The sequence below is a fragment of the Rhizorhabdus dicambivorans genome (assembly GCF_002355275.1).
GTDB lineage: Bacteria > Pseudomonadota > Alphaproteobacteria > Sphingomonadales > Sphingomonadaceae > Rhizorhabdus > Rhizorhabdus dicambivorans.
Map to the genome: position 1 here is coordinate 4,392,378 of NZ_CP023449.1, position 16,655 is coordinate 4,409,032.

Below are 16,655 nucleotides of genomic sequence, written 5' to 3' on the forward strand. Positions count from 1 at the left end.
TAAATGTGGGCGACAGGCGAAGCGGCAGATTTTAAGCAACCTAGAGCAGTTTTTTAGTTAGACGTATTCTGCTCCCGCTCTAGCCTCCTGAGACGATCCTCGGTGTCTTTCAACATTCGCTCGAGCGCAGCTACCGTCGCCCGGCAGGTCGTTGTCGCCACGCATAACGAAGGTGTCGAACATGTTTCTGCTGCGAAGCCGAACTGCGGGCAGGTAAGCCGATATCTCCAAGCGCCGAGACGGTTGCGCAGCCCGTGCTGATCAGCCCGCGACTGCTCGTTCGCGCCCCTTCCAATAGGGCGCGCGCAACGACCGGCGCAGTACCTTGCCCACCGGGCTGCGCGGCAGCGGATCCGTGGTGACGATCACCTGCGACGGCTTCTTGTACGAGCCGAGCCGCTCCTTGCAGAGCTCGATGATCTCTTCCTCGTCCACCCGCTCGCCCTCGGCGACCACGCACACCGCGATGGGCGTCTCCCCCCAGCGCTCGTCGGGAACGCCGACGACGGCCACCTCGATGATCGCCGGATGAGAAGCGATCACGTTCTCGAGCTCGGCCGGCCAGATGTTGAACCCTCCCGAGATGATCATGTCGGCGAGGCGGTCGATGACGTAGAGGTAGCCGTGCTCGTCGAGCTTGCCGATGTCGCCGGTCAGGACCCAGCCCTCGTGGATCTTCGCCGCCGTCGCCTCGGGGTCGTTCCAGAACTCGCTCATCTGGCCGTCGGTCTTCGCCGCGATCTCCCCTTCTTCGCCGATCGCGAGCGGCTCGTGAGTCTCGACGTCGAGGATCGCGAGCTCAGCGAAGGGGAAGGCACGTCCGGCTGATCGAATGGGCTGCGAGCCCGGAATTTCGCCGAAAAGCTCCCGTGGCCCGATCATGGTGACGGGGAAGACCTCACTCTGCCCGTAAACCTGGTAGATGACGTCGCCGAAGACCGAGCGAGCGTGGTGCAACGCGGCCTCGCCCGAGGGAGAGCCCGCGATCCCGATGCATTTGAGCGCCGACCAGTCCCGTCCGGCGGCCGAAGGGTGTCGGGCGAGCATCCCCAGCATCGTCGGTACGAGGAACATGAAGGCGACCCGCTCGCGCTCCATGATGTCGAGCACCTTCGGAACGTCGAATCCCTCGAGCAGGATGTTGCGGCCGCCCACGGACCACGGTGGAATGAAGAAGTACCCCGACCCATGCGAGATCGCCGCAGCGTGCAGGGCCGTATCGCCGAGCTCGACCGGCGGGAAGCCGTAGAACCAGTCCCGCTCCGCGTCGAGGAACTGCCTGTGAGAGAAGGGCACGCCCTTCGACTTGCCCGTCGTGCCGGCGGTGTGGCGGATGAGGTAGAGATCGTCCGGCGAGATCGCGACCTGTGGGTCGACCGGCGACGCGGCCTGGAGCAAGCCGACGTACCTGGAGTCGCGCACCAGGATCTGCTCCAGGGTGGGAATCTCCTGTTCCAACCCGGCGACCTCTGGCAGGCGGTGCTCCGCAACGACCAGCATCCTCGAACCCGTGTGTCCAATCATGTGGGCGTGGCTCTCCCGCGAGTTGCGGGCATACAACGGCACCCGGACGAAGTTGCCGACCGCGGTCGCCACGAAGAAGTCCACGGACTCCAGGCAGTTGTCCTCGAGGACCGCGATCCGGTCACCCGGGCGCATCCCGGCCTCGATCATGACGTTCGCCAGCCGGACTCCGCGTTCCCAGGCCTCCGAGTAGCTCAGGCGGCGGTCTCCGGCGAGGACAGCCTCACGGTCGCCCCACTGTTCCACCGTTCGCCGCATCATCGTGCGAACGTCCATCAGGTACCTCTCCTCACTCAATGCATCTGGCGCTCACGCGCTCCTCTCGACGAGCGCGCCGGCCGCCTCCTAACACCCGACGATCAAGCCCTCTCCGCGGCCTTCCGGAAGTTCTCGGAAGCCTTGCCGATGTGATCCGCCACGAGGACCGGACGGTCGGCGCTTGGAACGACGCCATACGCCGCACCGAGCGCGAGCCGGATGTCGGCCCATGACCTGCGGTTCGCGGGGACGACCTGGCCGCCCACGACCAGATCCGGCGCAACATCGGGGTTCGCTTCGTCCATTATCCGGGCGATCTCGGCCCAATAGTTGATCTCTTCCTGCGCGGGCGTGAACACCCGGTTGACGATTTCAATATGGCCCGGAAGCGGCATGACCATCATTCCGTAATATCCGATGTTGCGAGTCTTCACCGCGAAGTTCTCGAGTCCTTCGTCATCATTCGTCGGATTCCACAACCCCGACATCGGGTAGCGGACGCCCGCCGCCCTCGCGTCGATGAGCACCTTCTGGCGAATGTAGAGCGACTCTTCCATGTCGCGGGTCCACTGGTAGCCGATGGACCGCACCGGATCGCCATGCTGGTTGACGCACGCCCCCATGTGGACGATCCGCGGCGACGCCAACGCGACGTCGTAGGCCGATCGGAGCGAATGTGCGGTTTCGAGGAGCGGCAGGATCTTCACACTGCCTTCCTCCATCCCCTTCTTCCGCTCGAACAAGGTCAGAAGGCGATCCAGGATCAAGACCTCTTCCACCTTCTCGATCTTCGGGAGGGCAACGGCATACAATTCGGGGCAGACCATCGCGTCCAGATCGTCGAGGAGTTCGGGCGCGCCCATCCTGTTCACCCGCACGAAGATCGTCTTTTCGCTCCCTCGCTCGTCCAGGATCTTGCGGATGTTCACCCGTGCGTTTGCCACCTTGTGGCGAGGAACATGGTCCTCAAGATCGAAGAACACGGCATCTGCGCCGAGGTCGAACGCGGCGCGAAGGTGATCGATATCGTCACCCTCGTCAACATAGATCGCTAACGTCCGGAGCGGCCGCTGCTCGCGTCCCATGGTATTCCCCTTCCCTACTATTTTATCGGACTGCCGGCGAGTGGTCGGTCCACTCGCCGGTCACAAGATCCGACAGCTCAGAACCCGTACAGGTCCGCCGCGTTCTGATAGAGCATCTTGTCCCGAGCCACCGGATCGACCCCGGCAAGCAGCTTTTGGACAAAAGCCTGCGTGTTCGGGAAGGTGCTGACGCTGTGCGGGAAATCGGTCTGGAACATCAGCGTTTCCGTGCCGATCATATCGTGGAAGCGGGCAACAACGTGATCACGCATGAACGCCGCCTTCACGTTGCGCTGCCAATAGTAGCTCGGCGGATGATCACTGCGGGTATCGAAGCCCTGATATTCGATTCCGCGGTGCCGGTGGAACTCGAAGTCGGCGCTTTCCAGCATCAACGGCGCCCAGCTTACCTCATTCTCCGCCGAGACGAAGAGCAGATCCGGGAACGCATCGAACGTGCCGCCCATCAGCATCCCCAGAAGCGGACGCTGGATGCGGTCGACACGCAGCAAGGACCAAATCGGGTCACGCCCCTTCGCGTTGTTGAACGAGTTCCGCTTGTCACGCGACGTTGCGGAGTGGAAGTGCGCGGGCATATTGCACTCAACGGCGGCCTGCCACATCGGGTAGTAATGCTTGGAGGAATAGGGCTGATAGGCTTCACCCTGCACCGTCGCCAGCATGAAGCCCGAGAGGCCGAGCTTGTGAACGCGCCGGATTTCCTGAGCAGCCAGCTCGACATCGTCGTGAGCGACGAGAGCAATGCCCTTGTACCGATTGGGATGCGCCTTGCAGAACTCGGCGATCCAGTCGTTGTAAGCGCGGAACAGCGCCCACTTGAAGTCGAGGTCGTCGAGGGTGAAGAAGATAAGGCCCAGAGTAGGAAACAGGACCTCGCCATAGACCCCGTCGGCGTCGATCGCCTTGAGACGCGCGTCCGGGTCATATCCGATGGACGGCACGTCTGTTTCCCAGCGACCCTCACGTTTCACGTCCTTGTTGCTGCGGTAGGCGCCGGCCATGAAGCCGATGGGCGGCATGGCGACGTCCTCGCAGACCAGCCGGTCGGTGTCCGCTTCGGACACCAGCCTCGGCGCCCGGTCGCGATACTTCTGAGCCACCCGCGTCTGCCAGAGATCACAATGCTCCACCACGTGCGAATCGCTCGAAATAATCCGCCAGTCACCAGTCATTGAAGTCCTCCAACCACAAACCGCCTATCGTGCGGCGCTGAGCAAATCGACTAACTCACGCGATCCGACTTTGATAGGCGCTAGCCCGGCTGAACTTGAATTATCACGCATCTGATTTAGCCCGACTTTGCGGGCGCCGAGTCTCAGGCTGCGAAATCATTTAGGGTTTTGGCCGCTTGGACACTGGTTCGTCAACGAGGATTTCCGATCCTGAACAACATGCGCCAGGGCGATATGCGTCTGCTCGCTGCGGACCGGGCGATGCGCCGTTCGCCCACGCCGTTCGGGAGTATCTGCAAATGACGCTCCACGTGATCGAGATCGCCAACAATAAAGCCAAGTAGAAGCTCACGAGCGTACAGGACCGGCGCTTGAGCCATTCGACGCCGTGACAGCGGCGGTCCAAATCTGGAAGGAGATGGCCGAAGGTCGCTGATGGAGGAAACGAGTCGAGCGCGGCCGGAAGGCTGCATCCGCCTGAATCTTCGCTCCCTATAGCTCCGCATCACATATCTAATTTCCGCCAACCCGCCTTGCGGAAGAGGCCGGGCGCAATGGAAAATGGCGCGTCGAATATGCGTTTCGTATCCCAGCCTCGAGGGCGTGTTCTGACTCTCGAGCACCACAAGAAAAAAATCGGGAGGGGAGAATGGATCTTATAGCCAAGATGGCTTCGCCGCGCCGCAAGAGGTTCCTCGCTGGGAGCGCAGCCGTGAGCGCGCTGATGGCAACCGCAGGGGCCGCTTTCGCCCAGGGCGCGGAAGTCAGCGAAATCGTCGTCACCGCGCAAAAACGTGAGCAATCCATCATGGATGTCGGCGTCGCCGTCACTGCGCTTTCAGGCGAACAACTCAGGGACCAAGGGCTGCAGAATTTCGCGGCGGTCGCCGATCAAGTCCCCAATTTCACCGTCTCTCTCGCCCGTGGGGCCATCCCCGACTTCAATATCCGCGGGGTGAGCGGCGACGCTAACCTGAGCCGGCTGAATGAGAGCTCGGTCGCCGTCTATGTGGATGACGTCTATCTTGGTGACGAGACAGCGCTGGCAGGACAGACCTTCGATGTCCAGCGCGTGGAGGTCCTGCGCGGACCCCAAGGGACTCTATTCGGCCGCAACACCACCGGCGGTCTCGTGCATTATATTTCGTCCAGGCCGACCGCCGAGCCGACCGGCTATGGCAATGCCCAGTACGGCTCCGACAATTGGGTGGTCCTGGAGGGGGCGGTTAGCGGGCCGCTGAGCGACAAGGTGCGTGGGCGTCTCGCCGGCAAGTGGAACAGGCACGACGGACATCGCGAAAATATCAATAAAACGCCCGGAGCCGACCAGAAGCTAGGGGCGGAAAACACCTGGGGTGTGCGCGGTACGCTCGAAGTCGATGTCGCCGACAATGTCTTGATGACGCTGATCGGCAGCTATTCCAAAGGCGATGGCGAAGCCGTCCCCGGCAACAGTTATGGCGCGCTCCGACCCGACGGCAGCCGAAACCCCGCAGACTGGCCGAACGCCTTCTGTTCGCTCGGGCAAACCCTCGACGCCAAGTGCGTCAGCACCTTTTCGCCGCTCGGGCCGATCACCAGCCGCAAGGCGGGACAGGGAAATACCGAACTTTCAGGTGAGGACCTGGAACTCCGCCAGGAGTTCTATTCACTGACCGCGAAATTTGAGGTCGACCTTGATTGGGCCACACTTACGTCGGTGACAAACTATTCGCACAACGATTTCCATTACGAGATAGATGGGGACAATGGACTTCACACCGCCGAATTTGGCCCTGGCATTGTGCAATATGTCTCCCTCGACAATACGGCGAAACAGCTCAGCCAGGAAGTCAGGCTGAATGGCTCCACCGAGACGTTCGACTGGGTCACCGGGCTCTATTTCTATACTGACGACAAGTCGTACCAGAAGCTGGATACGCTGGTTCTGCCGACGTCACGTTTGACCTTGAACGACGCGGGAGTCGAGACGAAGTCTTATGCGATGTTCGGTCAGATCAACGCCCACATCTCGGACGAAGTCAGCTTGGTGGCCGGTGTGCGGTACAACAAGGAAAGCCGTGAGCTGACGCGCGGCATATATGCGAACCTTTCGACTGGCGAAGTCCAGAACGTTCGGGCGGCGTTGCCGGAATCGAAACTCGACACGCGAGACCTGACTGGCAAGTTCGGCGTCGAATGGGCTCCTGGCGACAATCATCTGTGGTACGCCAGCTATTCGCGAGGGGCGAAGAGCGGTGGTTTCAACGCCACCTGGAATCCAGGTACGCTGCAAGCCAATGTGAATCTGACCGGCCCGGTGGGGCAGGAGACGCTGGACGCCTTTGAAATCGGCGGCAAGCATCAGTTGTTGGGTAACAAGCTCAGGGTCAGCGGGGCGGCCTTCCTTTACCTCTACCAGGGCAAGCAGCAGTCGGTCACCAGTTTCAACCCGCAGACGCTGGTCGCATCGAGCGTCTTCATCAATTCCGGCGACGCCGAGATGCGTGGTGCGGAGCTCGAGATCGCCTACACGCCCAACAAGCGCTGGGACTTCACCCTGGGGGGTGGGTTGCTGGATACCAAGATCGTCGATTCGAACGTGGTGGTTCGTGACCATCGCGCGCCGGTGTTGGGTATTCCGCTGAAAGGCTTGGAGTTGACGCAGGCGCCCAAATGGACGGCGAACGCGGTTGTCGCCCATCACCTGCCATTGGGAGGAGCCGGAACCCTCACCTTGCAGTCAGAAGCGAACGCCAGGAGCAAGATCCACTATTCGATCACCAACCACCCTCTCGCGATGGATGAGGTGAAACTCGTGGTGAACTTCCGGGTCATGTGGAGGTCGCAGGACGAGAGGTTCAGCGCTCAGGCCTTCGTTACGAACGCCTTCAACAGGAAGTATCTCCTGTTGAATCGAGACGCCGTCTTTGGAAATTTCGGTGCGAATAATTCGTTCGAAGGAGAACCCCGCTTATGGGGCGTGAAGTTCGGCGCGACATTCTAGGAAATTACGGTGCGTCGTTCCGAAGGGAATGGCGCACCGGCAATCTGGCGTGGTTTTAATCACCCCCTCATCAAACGCAGTCATCGGCAGGTTCGACCAGGAAGCAGGAGATGAGAAGGATGGCGACGGTTACGACGATGGAAGAACGGTCGGACACGCCTGCGAAGCGGGGCTTCTACGAGCCGTTCGGCGAGTACCACATGAGCTGGTATGCCGTCATGCCGTCGTCGGAATTGGCTCCGGGCAAGGTCAAGTCGACGAAGTTTTGCGACGGGCGCATAGCGGTTTTCCGGGGCGAGGACGGCGCGGTTCACGCCATGAACGCGCGCTGCAAACATATGGGCGCGGATATCGGGCTGGGGGACGTCGTGGGCAACAATGTCCGCTGTCCCTTCCATCATTGGGAATATGACGGGAGCGGCGCGTGCGTGCGGATCCCGTCAGGTGACAGAATTCCCAACCATACGACGCTGCTGACATTCCCATGCGAAGACAGCGAGGGGCTTATCTGGGTATTCCTGGGCCGGGAGGCGCCTCATCGGGCGCCGCGTCTTGCCGATTGCGAGGAAGGCAAGGTTCTCTCCCGGTCGTTCGGGATCGACTTCAAGGAACCGTTACAGGTGGAGCCTTGGGCGCTGACCGCCAATACGTTCGATTTCGCCCATTTCCGGGCGGTCCATCATTTCAACATGGACGACATCACGAAGTTTTCCGACGGCCACGTCCGAGGTTGGGAAGGCGATATCGGCGAACAGGGCTTCATGCGGATCGAGTTGCACGGAATCTCAAATGTCGTGAGCTATCTGCGCAAGCCCGGCGAAGCAATGAAGCGCCAGCTTGGAGGCCTGTGCCCCAAGGGCGACGAGGGGCTGAAGCTGTTCATGACGATCTTTACCGACCTGTCCGATCCCAGCGAGGCGGCGCGCCAGGAAGCCGAAGCGCGTCTCGACGAGTTTGAAGCGCTGCACCGGAAGATTGCCGAGGAGGATCTGGCAGTCATGAACTCGGTCGAGTTCGGCAGGGTCCGCCTGACCGAGGGCGACAAGGAAGTGGCCGAGTTTCTGCGGAGTGTGCAAACCTATCCGCGCACCACCATCCGCAAGCTTGAGGCCGCCATGACGGACGGCCGTGGCGCCCCCTGACGCGCTGATCGTCGGCGCTGGATGGCAAGGTGGCGGACGAACAGGCGAGCAGCAGACTCCCTGACCGCAAATGAGGGAAGGGAGACGCCACGTTGCCAAAATCGTTGGACCATCTGATCCCGTCTGAAGGCAGGGCCGAGTGGCGCGCCCATTGGACGGTTGTGGTCGCCTCCATCGTCGGCATCATGATCGGCCAGGCGCACCTCTATTCATTGGGCGTGATGACTGCGCCGCTCGAGCAGGAGTTTGGCTGGAGCCGGACACAGCTCAACTCGGGCCTTCTGATCATTTCAATGGTTATATTCCCCCTGGCCCCGATCGTCGGCATGGTGATCGACCGTATCGGTCCCCGCAAGATCGCCTTGTGCGGCGTGATAACATACACGCTCAGCATCGCGCTGCTTTCGCTGGCTCGGCAGCCGCTATGGACGTGGTGGCTTCTATGGCTGCTGGTCGCCTTCGGACATCTTCTCATCAAGCCAACCGTCTGGGTGACCGCGATCACGAGCCTCTTTAGAAAAAGTCGCGGCCTCGCCCTCGCCATGGCGCTCAGCGCGTCCGGCTTGGCCGCCTCCGTGGCACCGATCGTGACCGCTCTTCTACTGGAGAGTTTTGGATGGCGTACGGCCTATCTTATGCTCGGCGGCATAATAGGCCTGATCAGCGTGCCGATCATCGGGCTGTTTTTTTGGAGCGCGCGGGACAAGCGGCCCACATTTGCGCCGGCGGCTCCCAAGTCCACGGCGCCTGCTGAAATCAAACGTCCGCTGCGCGACGAGCTGAAATCCTTCACCCTCCTCAAGTTGGTGGCGACGGCGCTCATCATGTCGATCGTCGGCGCGGGGTTGATCGTCAGCATGGTGCCGATCTTGAAATCTTCCGGCTTCAGCACGGCCAATGCGGCGGCCATCGTCGGGGTGATCGGAGTTTCGCAAATCGTGGGCCGGCTGTCCGCCGGACTGCTGCTGGACCGCGTCGATGCGCGGTTTGTGGGCGCAGTCACCCTGAGCTGCCCGTTGGTGACATGCCTCATCCTGATCTTCGCCCCAGGATCGGCCCCTCTCGCCATCCTTGCGGTGATCGTGTTCGGCGTGTCGGTGGGCGCCGAAGTGGAGGTGATCGCCTATCTTGCGGGCAAGATCTTCAGCCCGACAAACTTCGGCACGCTGTTTGGCGTGATCGTAGGGCTCATGTCGCTCGGCAATGGACTCGGGCCCGTGCTCGGAGGGTTGAGCTACGACCTCGCCGGCTCTTACGTGCCGGCGCTATGGGGCGCGGTTCCGCTGAGTTTACTGAGTGCCTATCTGATCGTGTCCGTGGGACGATACCCTACGCCATCCATAGATGCCGACCGATAATGACATCCAGTTCGCTGATTTGCCGAAGAACCGCGACGGTCCGACCGCTCGCCGGCGTAGCCATACCTTCGATCGCGCCGGTTGGAGCCATGATATCGAACACAGGGTCACGACTTCCACGCGCGACCTCTTCGAAGACCCGTTCGCCGCGAATCGCCCCTGGACGGGAATAGGCGCTTCGATCTTAAGCGATTGATGCGCGTTCGGCTCTCTGGCCCAGAACCACGGATGAACTACACGACAGCCATTGAGGGCAGTGCGTGCAGTCCTTCCTGGTAGACAGATTCAGTGCACCGACCTCCGCGTCGGCGCGCGTTGCGCGCTGATGCCAAGCGCGTACAGACTGGTGTCTCGACTGGTGCAGGTTAGCCCGCTGACGCGCGGCGGCTCAGCCCTCAGGGCGCTATAGCCCAATGACGCTCACACGGGATCATAATTGAACAGGTCAGGTGAGGTCTCCAGCGGAGTCAAAGCGCCGCGCATTGCCGGGAAGGCGCTCTCGGCCAAGGATTCGACGGTCCAACCGCTCAGGTTAATAGCCGTCTTGATCGGGCGAGGCTGACTGAATAGGAAGACCTCGTTGCCGCGGGCGCCTAGAATCTGCCCACTGCAGAATTCCGGCTTGGCTGCCAACGCCACTGCCAACGGCGCGATCTGCTCTGCGCGGAGCTTGGTTTGAGCGCGCGCTACCCGCTGCGCGGAAGCTTCGTCTTTGACCGGAATAGTGGCGACCAAACGCGACCATGCGAACGGCGCGATGACGTTCGAGTGGATGCCCTTCTTTGCGCCTTCTATCGCCAAGGAGCGCGATAGGCCACAAACACCCATCTTGGCCGCTGCATAGTTGGCTTGGCCCATCGCCCCGATCACCCCGGATGTTGACGTGAAAAAGACGTAGGCCCCTTCACCTTGCTCACGGAAATGATTGACCGTTGCGTGCGCCACATTGAAGGCGCCCTGGAGGTGGACATCGACGACCTCGGTCCAATCCGGCGTCTCCATCCTGTGAAACATCCCGTCGCGAAGAAATCCTGCAGGATTCATCACGATGTGGAGACCGCCGAAGGCCTTGAGCGCCTGTTGCACCATGTCCTCGACGGCACCATAGTCAGTTACGCTTCCCGCATGAGCGATGGCGCGCCCTCCGGCATCGCGGATGGCCCGCGCGACATTCTCAGCTGGCGTCGCATCGCCTTCGGCGCCGCCGCGCGGTCCCGAGCCGAAATCGTTCACGACAACGGCCGCGCCTTCTTTCGCGGCAAGCTTGGCACACTCCATCCCGATGCCATTGCCGCCGCCGGTAATGAGGACGACCTTGTCCTGCAAAACGCCCATGTGGAACTCCCTTCAATCAGATTTTAGTTCATGTGAACTATCACGGCAGCGGCTGTGAACGCGGCGCGACCCTCAAGTCGATGCGATGCCCCAGTCCTCGAATACGCTTTGGCGATCTGCACCTGGCTGCGGCGGCGGACCTTGTACGCTCGCCTCCGTACGGGAAAATCTTGGCGCGGCGTTCGGTTGCCTGACGCCGTCTATCACGACATAGGTTTCGCGCGCCCTATTGTGTGGGTGCGCCGCAGCTTCTTCCCATGTGAGAACGGGAGCGAAGCAGGCGTCGCTCCCCTCGATCATCGCGCACCACTCTTCGCGCGTACGGCCCGAAATGACGCCAGCAATCCTGACCTTCATCTCGTCCCAGCGGCTGCGATCCCACTGCTCAGCGAGCAATGGATCTTGGGACAAGCCCAATTTCTCGAGCAGTTCTCGATAGAATTGAGGCTCGTAGGCCGCGATCGCCACATATTTGCCGTCACTGCATTCGTAGGTGTCGTAGAACGGCGCTGCACCATCCAGGAAGTTCGCGGCTCTGAGCTCACTCCAGCGGTTCGAAGCAAGGAGGCCATGAAACAGTGCCGAAAGCGACGCGACACCGTCGGTTATGGCGCAATCTATGACCTGGCCGCGCCCCGACCTGCTCGTCTCCAGAAGAGCCGCGCAAATTCCCATCGCCAGGTAGAGGGCGCCACCGCCAAAGTCTCCAACGATATTGAGAGGCGGCGGCGGCGGCGCGCCGGCGCGACCGATAGCGTGAAGGGCGCCTGTCAACGCGATATAGTTGAGATCGTGGCCTGCGGCGTGTGACAATGGTCCGCTCTGTCCCCAGCCGGTCATTCGCCCATAGATAAGCCGCGGGTTGCGCTTCTCGACTATCTCAGGTCCAAGCCCCAGTTTCTCCATCACGCCTGGGCGGAAACCCTCAATCAACACATCGGCCTTGTCGAGCAGACGCAGCGCGGTTTCCACGCCGATGCCGGTCTTGAGGTCGAGCGCGACCGACCGCCGTCCCCGCCCTGTCACGGCGAACTTCGGATCATGCTGGGGCGGCGAAGTACGATCGATGCGCACCACATCCGCGCCGAGATCGGAGAGCAACATCGCGCAAAACGGCGCCGGCCCGATGCCGGCGAACTCGACCACGCGAACACCGGCCAGCGGCCCGCTCGAGAGCGTGCTCCGCATTTTCAGTGCAAACCCACTATGAAGACTGAGCAGACATTGCTCCAAGGCGCGCCACCGAGATTGGATGTCAGGGCGAGCTTCGGGTCCTTCAGTTGGTGTGCGACCGCGCGATGCTGAAGCTGCAGGTAAGCCTCATCGATCATGCGCAGACCGCTCGCGCCGTGGAGTGCCCGAAGCACTTCAAACCATCATCCATCTGGCATGGGACGCGGCCGTCGGCATCATAAACGCCGTCAAGCACATCCCGCCACGCATACCCTTCTTGGAACACGAACAAATTCTCCACTGTGAGGAGTTCGGTGATCGAGATGTTCACCGGCGATCCCGATACACTCATCCGCATCGGGGTCGACGGCCTTCAACACCTCGAGCAGGTCATCAACAACCTCCGCAAGAACGTCTTGGTCATCGGGACCCAGACCCTCATGATCTTCAGCTTCTGACGCCATTCGGGCTAAGCAGGGAGGAGGTGCTGGGGCTCCCCATGGCCCTTGGCCCGAAACTGCTCGAAGTAGGCATGATCGTCGGGATCCGAATATGTCGGCATGATCCCCGCGAGGTCGGACCAGATCTCGAAGAAGTCCATGCCATCGGGACCGGCAAGTCCGTCTCCGTACTCGACATTGCCTGGCGCAATCTTGGCCTCACCCGGCCGCAACCACACACCATCCATGTACACCGCACCTCTGATGACGAGATTTACGGCATCGGCGCCGTGGATGTGCCGACTGCGCAGCCGGTCGCCGGGCCCCGGCCCCACGTTGATGCACCCGACCACTGGCGCGTGCGGGTCGTCGGGCGCCCCTACCACCACCAACGACGTTCGGGCGTTGAGGATAGGTGGACCCCAGTTCAATGAATCGTCGTCGACCGCGCTGAAGAACAGGCCGGGGTGCTCCGGCGGCGGCGGCGACTTTCCCGCATCCACCCACTGCTTGTTCGTCACTTTGATACCGCGACGCGGCGTGAAGTTCTCCCTGAGGTGCAACAGCGCAACCGCCGACTCGTCCTGACCGCTCGCCACTCGCTCGACGGGACCCCGCAAGGTGGCATCGAACACCCGCTGGTCTCCTGGGTCCAGGTATGACGGGATCAGCCCGGAGCGACGCCCGAACAACATCATGTAGGTGGCGCCATAGGGTCCGATCACGACGTCGCCGTGCGGCGCCCCTGCGGCCGCCAGCTCGAAATCCCCGGGCTTGCACCAACGACCATCGAGTTCGAGCGATCCCTCGATCACCGTCGTGAACACAGTCGTCTCGTGGGTTCGCCGTCCGGCAATGCGATCACCGACCGACTCGTCTGCGCGCACGAAGAGGGCTATCGGCGCGTCCTTAGAGTGGGACTCACCAAAGCACAGCACTTTGAACGCCAGCCCGGGAGTTTCGATCCAGCCGTCAGACCCGGCCCGCAATGACACTTTGACCGCGTCCCGCGAATTACCAGCCATCATGCAACCTCCCCCATCCGTGTCCGCCAGCGACCTGTCATCGACATTCTCCAGCCACAAACCGCGTATCTCTCAGCGGCTTAGTAAAACGAGTAGCTCACGCGACCCGACTTCGATAGGCGTTAGCCCGGCTGAACTCGAATTATCACGAATCTGATTTGGCGTGATATTGCGATCTTTCAGCAGGATTATTGTCGATCGCGAGGCATCCGTCGCTCGTGTGGCGCCACAGCGCTTTCTGGCGCACTATGACGTAGTTGAGTGTACTTGCAGTGTTAGCCCCTGGATAAGATACGCTGCTGCTTTATCGGATCCAGTTATTAAAGTCTGCACGTATCAGCGTGGATCGCTGTTGGCACACGGCCAAGCGTTCTTGCACTGACTTGCCAGCGATCTCCAACTATACGAACCGAGATCCTCACCTGCGCTCATTTCGAAAGGGTTCACTGAAGAGCACAAATTGCTGCTTGGAAGTGAAGAGTTCGGCTGAGCTATGGCATTGCTTTCATGATGGCATCGAAGCGCGCTTGGACCATCGGGATTAACACTTTGTTGCCCTCGGTGAGGGGAATGGAATAGAGCGCATTGGCAATGACGGCGTCACGCACTTCCAGTCCGACCTGATCCGGGTCCATCATGCCGACGGGGTCGGAAAATTCGGCCGGTGCCTCGACCGTCGTGTCCTTGAGGTCGTCTGGACGGTTACGAGCTGCCCCGAGAATGTTTGTGCGAACCGATCCCGGACAGAGGACGGTGACCCCGATATTGTGCGGCGCAAGCTCAGCTCGAAGCGTCTCGGAAATTGCAACGACGGCATATTTCGTCGCCGCGTAGATACCTCCTTCCGGAATCGTGACGAGCCCGGCAATCGAGCCGGTATTGACGATGTGCGCTTCGCCGTCCTGCGCCTTCATGCGCGGCAGGAAGGCCGTGAGGCAGTTCGCGACGCCTTCGATGTTCACAGAAACGACCCAGCGCCAGTCGTCGTGCGTCATGTCCGATAGCGGACCGCCCAATGCGACACCGGCATTGTTGCAGAGCAGGTGGACAGCACCATGTTCCCGATAGACCTGGTCCGCGAGCGCCCGCACGTCGCCCGGTTTGGTGACGTCGACCCTGACGGCTGTTCCATTCAGCTCGCGGGCCACGGCTTCGGCCGCGTCCAGTTCGACATCCGCAACGACGACGTGCATTCCGGCGCCGGCAAAGGCTCGCGCCATCCCGCGTCCGATGCCGCTCCCTGCTCCAGTGATGACGGCGACTTTTCCTGCGAGGTCTTTCATTATCTCTCGGCCTGCATCTCTTTTGGGTTTCCGGCTAGCGGCGGATCAGGCGGCCCGGCAAAGCGCCCGTGTGCTCGCCATTCTGGATCGTGATCTCGCCGCCGACGATCGTCGCGAGAATGCCTTCCGCCCGCGACTCCAGGCGCGGCGCACCGGTCGGCAGATCGTGAAGCAGAACGGGCAAGGTCGGCGTGATCCGGTCGGGATCGAACACATTAATGTCCGCAACCATGCCTTCGCGCAGCAATCCGCGGTCGTGGAATCCCCACACCTTGGCTGGCGCGAGCGTGATCATGCGCACCGCCTCCTCTAGCGTGAAGGCCTGCTTCTGCCGAACCCAGTGGGCGAGCAGATAGGTCTGGAGCGAACATTCCTGCTGGGTCACGTGCGCGCCAGCATCAGAGAAGGTCATGACGCAATGGGGGTGGCGCATTGCTTCCACGAGCGCGTCCATGTCCCAGCGCAAGCCGGGCTGGTAGAAGAATTGCTCCAGATTGGTTTCGGCTGCAAGATCGATGAAAAGCTCGATCGGATGGACGCCGCGCTGCGCCGCCATGTCCTTCATCGTGGGATTGGGCGGCAGCGCATTCTGCCACACGACCATCTGCTCGAAGTCCGGCGCACGAGGGCTGTCTGCCGTGGGTGCCTCGGTGAAGACGGCATTCTTCGCCGACTCGAACAATGTCCTGCGGACGTTGGGGTCCTTGAGAGCCTGGCACTGCTGCGGAATGGGCAGAGACCTGATTTTCTTCCACTCCGGCAGCCAGTCATAGGGCATGGTGGTGAGGAAGGAATATAGCAGATAAATGCCTCGGCTGTGCGACTGCCCGATCAGCTTCGCGCCGGACGCCGCCGCGCGATCGAGCAGGGGCAGTTCTTCGGCCGTGACTCCGGCAAGCGGGATGAGCCCCCACGTTACCGTCGCGCCACTCGCCAGCGACAGGTTCAACAGCTCGTTGTGAAAACGGCGACGCACTTCGATGTCGCCGAAGCGCGACGCGCTGGGCGGCGCGAGCTCGAACACACGACCTTCATAGTGCCGCATTTCGAGGACAAGCTGGCGTATCTCTTCCCAGTCCGCCAGACGCGAGGCCACGGGGCGATCGTCCGAGGTGGCATGCCCCTCGCCACGGGACGTCGTGAAGCCGATCGCGCCCGCAGCGAGCGCGTCGTTCAGCTCCCGGCGCATGAGCGCCAGCTCGTCATCGTTGCATGCCCGCTCGAATGCGGCTTCGCCCATGACGAAGGTACGCAGCGCCGAATGGCCAACATTGGAGGCGTAGTTAATCCCCTTGGGCAGCGCGTCGATCACATCGAGATATTCGCGGAACGTCGTCCAGCGCCAATCGATACCCGCTTCCATCGCCGCGCCAGAGATGTCCTCGGCGCGCTCGAGATTGCGGACGACCAGGCCGCGCCGCGACTTCGAGCTCGGCGCGAGCGTGAACCCACAATTGCCCATCACGGCGGTGGTGATACCCTGCCAGCATGACGAGGAGCCGAGCGGATCCCAATGCATCTGTGCGTCAAGATGGGTGTGCCCGTCGATGAAGCCAGGTGTGACGACCTGCCCCTCCGCATTCAGCTCGCGCTTGGCACGGCCGGAGACATCACCAATGGCGGCGATGCGCCCGTCCTGAATTGCAACGTCGGCCCGATAGCGCGGGTTTCCGGAGCCGTCGACCACAGTGCCATTGCGAATTAGGAGATCGTACATCCTCTACTCCGTCCCCATTCATTTGTTACAGACATCAAGGGCGCGCCTTGGCCGATATTTTGCGAATAGCTGTGAATCGATCAACGCCGGGCTGTTTATCACGCCTTGTCCAGCCTGTGGGGCAAGTGACGCTAAA

At 61.4% G+C, this 16,655-nt stretch carries 14 protein-coding genes; 4 read left to right on the forward strand and 10 right to left on the reverse strand.

Annotation, left to right across the window (positions count from 1 at the left end):
* Positions 1-261 precede the first annotated feature (261 nt).
* From CMV14_RS20635 to CMV14_RS20645, 3 genes are all read right to left on the reverse strand, one after another.
* Positions 262-1,800, reverse strand: a complete 1,539-nt coding sequence (locus CMV14_RS20635) for a class I adenylate-forming enzyme family protein (RefSeq protein ID WP_066961880.1) — start codon at positions 1,798-1,800, stop codon at positions 262-264.
* An 83-nt stretch (positions 1,801-1,883) separates the two neighbouring features.
* Positions 1,884-2,867, reverse strand: a complete 984-nt coding sequence (locus tag CMV14_RS20640) for an HpcH/HpaI aldolase/citrate lyase family protein (protein WP_083215804.1) — start codon at positions 2,865-2,867, stop codon at positions 1,884-1,886.
* A 77-nt stretch (positions 2,868-2,944) separates the two neighbouring features.
* Complete coding sequence (locus tag CMV14_RS20645) at positions 2,945-4,060, reverse strand: amidohydrolase family protein (RefSeq protein ID WP_083215803.1); 1,116 nt, start codon at positions 4,058-4,060, stop codon at positions 2,945-2,947.
* A 712-nt stretch (positions 4,061-4,772) separates the two neighbouring features.
* Here CMV14_RS20645 and CMV14_RS20650 point away from each other — a divergent pair.
* The 3 genes from CMV14_RS20650 (at position 4,773) to CMV14_RS20660 (ending at position 9,546) form a co-directional block, all read left to right on the forward strand.
* Complete coding sequence (locus tag CMV14_RS20650) at positions 4,773-7,046, forward strand: TonB-dependent receptor (RefSeq protein WP_176488958.1); 2,274 nt, start codon at positions 4,773-4,775, stop codon at positions 7,044-7,046.
* A gap of 119 nt (positions 7,047-7,165) precedes the next feature.
* The gene (locus tag CMV14_RS20655) at positions 7,166-8,188 is read left to right on the forward strand and encodes a Rieske 2Fe-2S domain-containing protein (RefSeq protein ID WP_066961868.1); all 1,023 of its coding nucleotides are present in this window, start codon (positions 7,166-7,168) and stop codon (positions 8,186-8,188) included.
* A gap of 104 nt (positions 8,189-8,292) precedes the next feature.
* Positions 8,293-9,546, forward strand: a complete 1,254-nt coding sequence (locus CMV14_RS20660; RefSeq protein WP_139114695.1) for an MFS transporter — start codon at positions 8,293-8,295, stop codon at positions 9,544-9,546.
* Between the two features lie 420 nt (positions 9,547-9,966).
* Here the strand turns inward: CMV14_RS20660 and CMV14_RS20670 are convergent, their stop codons facing one another.
* The 3 genes from CMV14_RS20670 to CMV14_RS27730 form a co-directional block, all read right to left on the reverse strand.
* A complete protein-coding gene (locus tag CMV14_RS20670; protein WP_066961858.1) occupies positions 9,967-10,881 on the reverse strand; it encodes an SDR family NAD(P)-dependent oxidoreductase in 915 nt (304 codons plus the stop codon).
* Between the two features lie 72 nt (positions 10,882-10,953).
* On the reverse strand, positions 10,954-12,069 hold the full coding sequence (locus CMV14_RS20675; protein WP_066961855.1) for a CaiB/BaiF CoA transferase family protein: 1,116 nt from the start codon (positions 12,067-12,069) through the stop codon (positions 10,954-10,956).
* Positions 12,070-12,208: 139 nt separating this feature from the next.
* Positions 12,209-12,412 carry a thiolase C-terminal domain-containing protein gene (locus CMV14_RS27730; RefSeq protein ID WP_524539028.1) on the reverse strand — a complete coding sequence of 68 codons (204 nt, stop codon included), beginning with the start codon at positions 12,410-12,412 and terminating at the stop codon, positions 12,209-12,211.
* On the opposite strand from CMV14_RS27730, the gene CMV14_RS26885 reads away from it, so the two are divergent.
* Positions 12,369-12,512: an Lrp/AsnC ligand binding domain-containing protein gene (locus CMV14_RS26885; RefSeq protein WP_176488957.1), complete on the forward strand. Its 144-nt coding sequence runs from the start codon at positions 12,369-12,371 to the stop codon at positions 12,510-12,512. The two genes, CMV14_RS27730 and CMV14_RS26885, sit on opposite strands and share 44 nt — an antisense overlap.
* Positions 12,513-12,523: 11 nt before the next feature.
* Here the strand turns inward: CMV14_RS26885 and CMV14_RS20680 are convergent, their stop codons facing one another.
* From CMV14_RS20680 to CMV14_RS20690, 4 genes are all read right to left on the reverse strand, one after another.
* Positions 12,524-13,522 (reverse strand): hypothetical protein, encoded by a 999-nt coding sequence (locus tag CMV14_RS20680; protein WP_139114694.1) that lies wholly within the window; start codon positions 13,520-13,522, stop codon positions 12,524-12,526.
* 142 nt (positions 13,523-13,664) lie between these two features.
* Positions 13,665-13,766 (reverse strand): hypothetical protein, encoded by a 102-nt coding sequence (locus tag CMV14_RS27645; RefSeq protein WP_176488956.1) that lies wholly within the window; start codon positions 13,764-13,766, stop codon positions 13,665-13,667.
* A gap of 244 nt (positions 13,767-14,010) precedes the next feature.
* The gene (locus tag CMV14_RS20685; protein WP_066961849.1) at positions 14,011-14,802 is read right to left on the reverse strand and encodes an SDR family oxidoreductase; all 792 of its coding nucleotides are present in this window, start codon (positions 14,800-14,802) and stop codon (positions 14,011-14,013) included.
* Between the two features lie 34 nt (positions 14,803-14,836).
* On the reverse strand, positions 14,837-16,519 hold the full coding sequence (locus CMV14_RS20690) for an N-acyl-D-amino-acid deacylase family protein (RefSeq protein ID WP_066961846.1): 1,683 nt from the start codon (positions 16,517-16,519) through the stop codon (positions 14,837-14,839).
* Positions 16,520-16,655: the final 136 nt, after the last annotated feature.

Bases quoted from the DNA above. Each gene is read 5' to 3' on its own strand.
- CMV14_RS20685 (WP_066961849.1), bottom strand. From the start codon at position 14,802: ATGAAAGACCTCGCAGGAAAAGTCGCCGTCATCACTGGAGCAGGGAGC.
- CMV14_RS20635 (WP_066961880.1), bottom strand. From the start codon at position 1,800: ATGGACGTTCGCACGATGATGCGGCGAACGGTGGAACAGTGGGGCGAC.
- CMV14_RS20655 (WP_066961868.1), top strand. From the start codon at position 7,166: ATGGCGACGGTTACGACGATGGAAGAACGGTCGGACACGCCTGCGAAG.
- CMV14_RS27730 (WP_524539028.1), bottom strand. From the start codon at position 12,412: ATGCGGATGAGTGTATCGGGATCGCCGGTGAACATCTCGATCACCGAA.
- CMV14_RS20645 (WP_083215803.1), bottom strand. From the start codon at position 4,060: ATGACTGGTGACTGGCGGATTATTTCGAGCGATTCGCACGTGGTGGAG.
- CMV14_RS20690 (WP_066961846.1), bottom strand. From the start codon at position 16,519: ATGTACGATCTCCTAATTCGCAATGGCACTGTGGTCGACGGCTCCGGA.
- CMV14_RS20640 (WP_083215804.1), bottom strand. From the start codon at position 2,867: ATGGGACGCGAGCAGCGGCCGCTCCGGACGTTAGCGATCTATGTTGAC.
- CMV14_RS20675 (WP_066961855.1), bottom strand. From the start codon at position 12,069: ATGCGGAGCACGCTCTCGAGCGGGCCGCTGGCCGGTGTTCGCGTGGTC.
- CMV14_RS20670 (WP_066961858.1), bottom strand. From the start codon at position 10,881: ATGGGCGTTTTGCAGGACAAGGTCGTCCTCATTACCGGCGGCGGCAAT.
- CMV14_RS20680 (WP_139114694.1), bottom strand. From the start codon at position 13,522: ATGATGGCTGGTAATTCGCGGGACGCGGTCAAAGTGTCATTGCGGGCC.